Genomic DNA, 7,511 nt, shown 5'->3' with positions numbered 1-7,511 from the left:
TCATCACGCTGGACAACCAGACCATCGCCCTGTCCACCGACGACGGTGCGGTGCAGTGGTCGCAGCAGGGCATCCTGGAGACCGCCGGCCTGCTCGGCGCCGCCAGCCCGGCCGCGACGGGCACGCTGGTCGTCGCCCCCTATTCCTCGGGCGAGCTGTTCGGCCTGCGTCCGGAGAACGGCCGCGTCGCCTGGCAGGACAGTCTCGCCAACATCCGCCGCAGCGGTGCGCTCAGCAACATGGCCGACATCCGCGGCCTGCCGGTGGTCGATCGCGGCGCCGTCTATGCCATCGGCCATTCCGGCCGCATGGTCGCCATCGACGAGCGCATCGGCGCCCGCATCTGGGAAACCGAGATCGGCGGCGTCCAGACCCCGTGGCTGGCCGGCGATTACCTCTACACTGTCACCAACGACCAGGAACTGGTCGCGGTGGCCCGCCAGAACGGCAAGGTCCGCTGGGTGGCGCCGCTCGACCGCTTCAAGGATCCGGAGGACAGGACCGGCCCGATCGTCTGGTCCGGCCCGGTGATGGCGGGCAGCCGCCTGTGGGTGACCAGTTCCAACGGCCAGCTGCTCGGCCTGTCGCCGTCGGACGGCAAGGTCGAGGTGACCCGCTCGCTGCCCACCGGTTCCTACTTGTCTCCGGTCGTTGCCAACAACACTCTCTATGTGCTGTGCGACAACGGAACGCTCGTCGCGTTCCGCTGATCGCGGATTTCCTCCGTCTGTTGTGAAAGGCCTTTGGCCCCATGTCGTTCACCGTGGTCCTCGTCGGTCGGCCGAATGTCGGCAAATCGACCCTCTTCAACCGTCTGGCCGGCAAGAAGCTGGCCCTGGTGGACGATACGCCGGGCGTCACCCGTGACTGGCGCTCGGCCCCGGCCCATGTCGGCGGCCTGTCCTTCACGGTGGTCGATACCGCCGGCCTGGAGGACGTGACCGACGACAGCCTGGAGGCGCGGATGCGCCGCCAGACCGAGCAGGCGCTCGCCCGTGCCGATGTCGCGCTGTTCATCATCGACGCCCGCGCCGGCATCACGCCGCTGGACCGCCACTTCGCCAACCTGCTGCGCCGGGGCAAGACCCCGGTGTTGCTGGTCGCCAACAAGACCGAGGGCAAGGCCAGCCAGCCCGGCCTGTTCGAATCCTACGAGCTGGGCCTGGGCGATCCGATTCCGCTGTCGGCCGAGCATGGCGAGGGGATGGCCGATCTGGTCGAGGCCCTGCTGCCCTACGCCCCGGCCGAGGGCGACGGCGAGGTCGAGGAGAAGGACGACGGCTACGACCCCTCCATTCCCATCGGCGACCAGCCGGAGCCGGAGGAGGATCGCAGCAAGCCGATCCAGATCGCCATTGTCGGCCGTCCGAATGTCGGCAAATCGACCCTGTTGAACAGCCTGCTCGGCGAGGAGCGCGTGCTGACCGGCCCCGAGGCCGGCATGACCCGCGACGCCATCGCCGTGGATTGGGAATGGCGCGACCGCCGCTTCAAGCTGGTCGACACCGCCGGCATGCGCCGCCGCGCCCGTGTCGACGAGAAGGTGGAGAAGCTGGCGGTCGCCGACAGCCTGCGCGTCATCCGCATGGCCAATGTCGTGGTGCTGGTGGTCGACGCCGCCGCCATTCTCGACCAGCAGGATCTGACCATCGGCCGGGCTGGTGATCTCCGAGGGCCGCGCCCTGGTGATCGCCGTCAACAAGTGGGACACGGTGGACGACCGGGCCATGGCCCTGCGTCAGGTCGAGGACAAGCTTGAGGCGGCGCTCGGCTACATCAAGGGTGTCAAGGTCGTCACCATCTCGGCGCTGAAGGGCCACAAGCTCGACACGCTGCTGGACGGCGTGCTGGAGACCTACACGGTCTGGAACCGTCGCATCCCGACCGCGCAGTTGAACCGCTGGATCGAAGGTGTTCTCGACCATCATCCGCCGCCCCTGGTCGAGGGCCGCCGGGTGAAGATCCGCTACGTCACCCAGGTGAAGACCCGGCCGCCGACCTTCGCCTTGTTCGTGAACAAGCCGTTGGACCTGCCGGAAAGCTACCAGCGCTACCTGACCACCCACCTGCGCGAGAGCTTCGACATGCCCGGCGTGCCGGTCCGCCTGCTTCTGCGCAAGGGCAAGAATCCGTACGCGGAGGATTGATCCCGAGATCCCCTCTCACCACCGGATATTCCCTCTCCCCTCCCGGGAGAGGGTCAGGATGAGGGGGCAGCACAGGCGTCAAGCCTGTGCCAGAGGATCTGTGCCAGGGGATTGCCAAGAGGCAGCATGCCCCTCGGCGGCGCGCAACGCGCGCCGGTGTTACCCCACCCCCGGTTCCCACCCCTCCGGCGCCATCCTGAAGCCGGCGAACTCGAAGGCCGGCGCCACGGTGCAGCTCACCAGCGACCAGCCGTCCGGCCCTTCGGCCAGGCTCCGCGCCGCCTGCCACGCTCCCACCGGCACCACCGCCTGCGGCCGCTCGGCGCCTGCGATGTCCATCCCCAGCCGGCGGCGTTCGACCGTCCCGCCATCCTCATAAATGGACAGCTCCAGCGGCGCCCCGCCATGCCAGAGCCAGATCTCCACCGCATCGACGGTGTGCCAGTGCGACCGCTCCCCCGCCCGCAGCAGGAAATAGATCGCCGTCACCGCCCCGCGTCCGCCATCCCCCGGCGCGCGATGGGTCTCGACATAACAGCCGCCCTCGGGATGCGGCTGCAATCCCAGCAGGTCGATCAGCCGCTCGGCGGTCATCGCATCGTCCGTCATCGCGTGCTCCGCGCCGCCATGCCCAGCCCCTCGCGCAGGTCCGGCAGCAGCATCGCTCCCAGCATGGCGATCACCGGCAGCACCGCATAGTCGCCATTCGCCGCCGCGTCGATCAGTTCGCGGGCGCTGTGCAGCTCGATCCGCATGTCCTCCAGATCGCCATTGTCGGGCTCCGCCACCTTGCGGGCGCCCTTGGCGTGGAACATGTGGCAGGTGCTGCCCTTGGAATTCGCCCCGACCACGAAGCCGCCCAGCGCCGTCCAGTCATCGGCGGCATAGCCGGTTTCCTCCAGCAGTTCGCGCTTTGCAGCGGCCAGCGGATCCTCGCCCGGTTCGATGGCGCCGGCGGGGAAGGTCAGGCTGACACGGCGCGGCCCATGCTTGTAGGTGCGCAGCATCACCACCTTGCCGTCCTCGGTCTCGACATACATCAGCGCGAAGTCGGGCTGGTCGAGCTGGTAGAAATTCTCCACCATCCGCCCGTCCGGCAGCCGCACCGTCTCCGCCCGCACCTTCAGGTAGGGGCTGGCGTCGAGCAGGTCGCGGCTGCCCAGAACGTCCCAAGGCTTCTGTTCATCGCTCATGTGGCGTTCCCGTAAGGTGGCTGGGTGTGGCCGGCGGGGGAGAGGGTGAAGATCTCGCAGCCGTCCTCGGTGATGCCGATCTGGTGCTCGAACTGGGCCGACAGCGAACGGTCGCGGGTGACCGTGGTCCAGCCGTCGGACAGGATCTTCACCTCGGGCCGGCCGGCGTTGATCATCGGCTCCACCGTGAAGACCATGCCGGGGCGCAGTTCGACGCCGGTGCCGGGCTTGCCGAAATGGTCGACATGGGGGGCGTCGTGGAAGACCCGGCCGATGCCGTGCCCGCCGAAGTCGCGGACGACGGAGCAGCGCGCCGCCTCCGCCATCGTCTGGATGGCATGGCCGATGTCGCCCAGATGGTTGCCGGGCTTGGCCTGGGCAATGCCGGCCATCATGCAGCGGTAGGTCAGGTCGACCAGCTTGCGCGCCTTGACGCCGACCTTTTCGCCGACGAGATACATGCGGCTGCTGTCGCCGTACCAGCCGTCGAGGATCACGGTGACGTCGATGTTGACGATGTCGCCTTCGGCCAGCGTCTTGTCGTCGCTGGGGATGCCGTGGTTGACGACGTGGTTGGGCGAGATGCAGCTGCAGGCCGGATAGCCGTGATAGCCCAGCGTCGCCGGAATGCCGCCGCGGTCGCGCTGGAACGCCTCGATCAGCTTGTCCAGCCTGCCCGTGCTGACGCCCGGCACCACGAAGGGCGCGATGTAATCCAGCGTCTCGGCCGCCAGCCGGCAGGCCTTGCGCAGCGCCGCGAACTCTTCCGGACCGTGCAGCACGATCCGCTTGCCTTCCTTGTCCATCAAACCGTCATCCGTCACGTAAATCCTCTGACCGTCTTTCAACCCCTGCGACCAGCCGCAGACAGCGCAACAAGCTATCACGCCGCCGGTCTGAAAAAAGCCCCTGCATTCCACCCCTGCAAGCATAGGATTCGGCGGAACGGCTTGCTATATGTGGCGGGCCTTACCCCCATCGGACTACCAGACCTTTGGCGAAGCCCACCACCCGATATGTCTGCCAGGCCTGCGGCGCCTCCTTCCCCAAATGGGCGGGCAAGTGCGACGCCTGCGGCGAATGGAACAGCCTCGTCGAGGAGGCGGCTCCCGACAGCGCGCCCAAGGGGCTGGGCTCGGCGCGCGGCCGCCGCATCGACTTCGTCGGCCTGCACGGCTCCAGCGAGGCGCCGCCGCGACGGATGACCGGCATCGCCGAGTTCGACCGGGTGTGCGGCGGTGGTCTGGTTCCCGGCTCGGCCATCCTGATCGGCGGCGATCCCGGCATCGGCAAATCGACCCTTCTGCTCCAGGCGATGGCCCGGCTGTCGCAGGACCACCGCTGCGCCTATGTCTCGGGCGAAGAGGCGGTCGATCAGGTCCGGCTGCGCGCCCAGCGTCTCGGTTGCGCCACCGCCCCGGTCGATCTGGCGTCGGCCACCAGCGTGCGCGACATCGTCGCCTCGCTGGACGATGCCAAGGGTCCGGAGGTGATCGTCATCGATTCGATCCAGACCATGTATATGGACAATCTGGACAGCGCTCCCGGCACCGTCGCCCAGGTCCGCGCCAGCGCGCAGGAGCTGATCCGCGTCGCCAAGCGGCGTGGCGTCGTGCTGCTGCTGGTCGGCCATGTCACCAAGGAAGGCATGATCGCCGGTCCGCGCGTGCTGGAGCACATGGTGGACACCGTCCTCTATTTCGAGGGCGAGCGCGGCCACCAGTTCCGCATCCTGCGCGCGGTGAAGAACCGCTTCGGCCCGACCGACGAGATCGGCGTGTTCGAGATGGGCGACGCCGGGCTGGGCGAGGTCGCCAACCCGTCCGCCCTCTTCTTGGCCGAACGCCGCGGCGACGTGTCCGGTGCCGCCGTCTTCGCCGGGATGGAGGGCACCCGCCCCGTCCTGGTCGAGGTGCAGGCGCTGGTCGCCCCGTCGCCGCTCGGCACGCCGCGCCGTGCGGTCGTTGGCTGGGACTCCGCCCGCCTTGCCATGGTTCTTGCGGTGCTGGAGGCGCGCTGCGGCGTGCAGATCGGTGCCAACGACGTCTATCTCAACGTGGCCGGCGGCCTGCGCATCACCGAACCCGCCGCCGACCTCGCCGTCGCCGCCGCACTCGTATCGTCGCTGACCGGGGAACCGGTGCCGGCCGACGCGGTGGTGTTCGGCGAGATCGGCCTGTCGGGCGAGGTCCGCGCCGTCGGCCAGAGCGACACGCGGCTGAAGGAGGCGGCGAAGCTCGGCTTCTCCTCCGCCATCTTCCCGGCGCGGCGCACCGGCAAGAAGGGCAGCCGTGGCGACAACGGTCTCAAGACGGTCGAACTCCAGCAGCTGGGGGAGCTGATGCCGCTGTTCCAGACGCAGGGATCCTCCGGCCGGCCGCCGTCGCGGCGACCTCCCTCTCAACAGGGATATGACGACAACGACACGCGCCGCTGGCGCGACGACGAGTATATTTGACCGCATCCCATCAATCGGCACTCCAATAATCGGCACAGGGTCATGGACAATTTTCCCGTCAATCCGGTGGACGCCGTCGTCATCGCCGTGCTGCTTCTGGCCGCGCTGCTCGCCTTCAGCCGCGGCCTCGTCGCCGAGCTGGTGTCGGTCGCCGCCTGGGCCGGGGCCGCGGTGATCACGCTCTACGCGCTGCCCCATGTCCTGCCCTATGCGCAGATCTACATCCGCTTCGAGATGCTGGCCTACGCCGCGTCGGCGGTGGGCGTCTTCATCGTCGCCCTGATCGTGCTGTCGCTCTTGGGCCGCAGCCTGTCGCGCGGCGTGCAGGCGTCGGCGCTGTCGGCGCTGGACCGCACGCTGGGCTTCGCCTTCGGGCTGGTGAAGGGTGGGATTCTGGTTTCCATCGCCTACCTGTTCTTCCTGTGGCTGGTGCCGAACCAGGCCGAACAGCCGGTCTGGCTGCAGCAGGCCAAGACCCGTCCCTTCCTGACGATGGGGGCGGAGACGCTCTACGGCTTCGTGCCGGAGACGTTGCGCAAGGAAGGGCTCGGCCAGATGGACATGGCGCGCGAGCGGGCGAAACAGGCGATGGAGGCCAAGGAGGCGCTCGACCGCCTGTCGACGCCGGTGCCCAGCCCCGCGAAGACCGGGGGTGCGCAGGCGCCCGATACCGGTTATAAGGACCGCGACCGCGCCGACCTTGAAAGGCTGATGCAGAACAACGCCCGCTGAGCTTGACCGCTCGGTTTTGGCGCGATCGACGTTTGTGGGACCGTAGTTTTTTCCGTTGCATGTGCTGACGCGCCCTAGGGCGCCTCCTGGACGAAGGACTTCTGGTGATGCTGACGACGCATCCGTTCGACGACGACAAGCTGCGCGAAGAGTGCGGCGTGTTCGGCATCTACGGCAACCCGCAGGCGGGCGCCATCACGGCGCTGGGCCTGCATGCCCTGCAGCATCGCGGGCAGGAGGCGGCGGGCATCGTCAGCTTCGACGGCGGCCGTTTCCACCTCCAGCACACGCTGGGCCTGGTCGGGGACCATTTCAGCTCCGAGGCGATCATCGCCAAGCTGAAGGGCGCCAGTGCCATCGGCCATGTGCGCTATGCCACCACCGGCGACACCTCGATCCGCAACGTCCAGCCGCTCTATGCCGATTTCGAGTTCGGCGGCTTCGCGCTGGCCCACAACGGCAACCTGACCAACGCCCAGGTGCTGCGCCGCCAGCTGGTCCGCCGCGGCTGCCTGTTCCAATCCTCGACCGACACCGAGGTGATCGTCCATCTGATGGCGACCGCCCGCGGCGGCTCGCCGGTCGACCGCCTGATCGAGGCGGTGCGGCAGGTCGAGGGCGCCTTCTCCCTGGTGGCGCTCACCTCCAAGGAGGTCATCGGCGTGCGTGACGCGCTCGGCGTCCGTCCGCTGGTGCTGGGCAAGCTGGGCGACATCCATCTTCTGGCGAGCGAGACCTGCGCCTTCGACATCGTCGGCGCCGAATATGTCCGCGACGTCGAGCCGGGCGAGATGATCGTCATCGACGCCGAGGGCGTCCACAGCCTGCGCCCGTTCCAGCCGCAGCAGCGCCGCCTGTGCATTTTCGAATACATCTACTTCGCCCGTCCCGACAGCGTGATGGAGGGCACCTCGGTCTATCAGGCGCGCCAGCGCATCGGCCGTGAGCTGGCCCGCGAGGCCGGGGTCCCGCCGATGTGAT

The 7,511-nt window shown here is 68.3% G+C and carries 6 protein-coding genes and 2 pseudogenes; 5 read left to right on the top strand and 3 right to left on the bottom strand.

The features are described 5' to 3' along the window. On the top strand, positions 1–710 hold a 710-nt coding region (locus tag I71_RS17100; RefSeq protein ID WP_042696045.1), incomplete at its 5' end, for a PQQ-like beta-propeller repeat protein. 41 nt (positions 711–751) lie between these two features. Next, a pseudogene (gene der, locus I71_RS17095) lies at positions 752–2,147 on the top strand (ribosome biogenesis GTPase Der). Between the two features lie 159 nt (positions 2,148–2,306). Here der and I71_RS17090 read toward each other — a convergent pair. Genes I71_RS17090 through map form a run of 3 tightly spaced genes read right to left on the bottom strand, consistent with a single transcriptional unit; the run spans position 2,307 to position 4,146 of the window. Further along, entirely contained in the window at positions 2,307–2,756 is a 450-nt protein-coding gene (locus I71_RS17090; RefSeq protein WP_042696044.1) for a cupin domain-containing protein, read from the bottom strand. Further along, positions 2,753–3,340: an NUDIX hydrolase gene (locus I71_RS17085; protein ID WP_042696043.1), complete on the bottom strand. Its 588-nt coding sequence runs from the start codon at positions 3,338–3,340 to the stop codon at positions 2,753–2,755. Before I71_RS17085 ends, I71_RS17090 begins: the two co-directional genes overlap by 4 nt. After that, positions 3,337–4,146, bottom strand: a complete 810-nt coding sequence (gene map / locus I71_RS17080; RefSeq protein ID WP_042696042.1) for a type I methionyl aminopeptidase — start codon at positions 4,144–4,146, stop codon at positions 3,337–3,339. The genes I71_RS17085 and map overlap by 4 nt, the downstream gene beginning before the upstream one ends. 188 nt (positions 4,147–4,334) lie before the next feature. On the opposite strand from map, the gene radA reads away from it, so the two are divergent. From radA to I71_RS17065, 3 genes and pseudogenes are all read left to right on the top strand, one after another. Beyond that, positions 4,335–5,798 (top strand): DNA repair protein RadA, encoded by a 1,464-nt coding sequence (gene radA, locus I71_RS17075; RefSeq protein ID WP_042696041.1) that lies wholly within the window; start codon positions 4,335–4,337, stop codon positions 5,796–5,798. A gap of 42 nt (positions 5,799–5,840) precedes the next feature. Further along, complete coding sequence (locus I71_RS17070) at positions 5,841–6,530, top strand: CvpA family protein (protein ID WP_042696040.1); 690 nt, start codon at positions 5,841–5,843, stop codon at positions 6,528–6,530. A gap of 107 nt (positions 6,531–6,637) precedes the next feature. Next, positions 6,638–7,498: pseudogene (locus tag I71_RS17065) on the top strand (amidophosphoribosyltransferase); the annotation flags it as partial. Between the last annotated feature and the right edge of the window lie 13 nt (positions 7,499–7,511).

Source organism: Azospirillum sp. B506, from assembly GCF_000333595.1.
Classification (GTDB): domain Bacteria; phylum Pseudomonadota; class Alphaproteobacteria; order Azospirillales; family Azospirillaceae; genus Azospirillum.
The sequence above is the reverse complement of the archived record's forward strand: the minus strand, read 5'-3'. Positions and strand labels throughout refer to the sequence as shown.

What these genes read in the sequence shown, in the direction of transcription:
- I71_RS17085 (WP_042696043.1), bottom strand. Translation starts at nt 3,340, where the DNA reads ATGAGCGATGAACAGAAGCCTTGGGACGTTCTGGGCAGCCGCGACCTG.
- I71_RS17070 (WP_042696040.1), top strand. Translation starts at nt 5,841, where the DNA reads ATGGACAATTTTCCCGTCAATCCGGTGGACGCCGTCGTCATCGCCGTG.
- map (WP_042696042.1), bottom strand. Translation starts at nt 4,146, where the DNA reads ATGGACAAGGAAGGCAAGCGGATCGTGCTGCACGGTCCGGAAGAGTTC.
- I71_RS17090 (WP_042696044.1), bottom strand. Translation starts at nt 2,756, where the DNA reads ATGACGGACGATGCGATGACCGCCGAGCGGCTGATCGACCTGCTGGGA.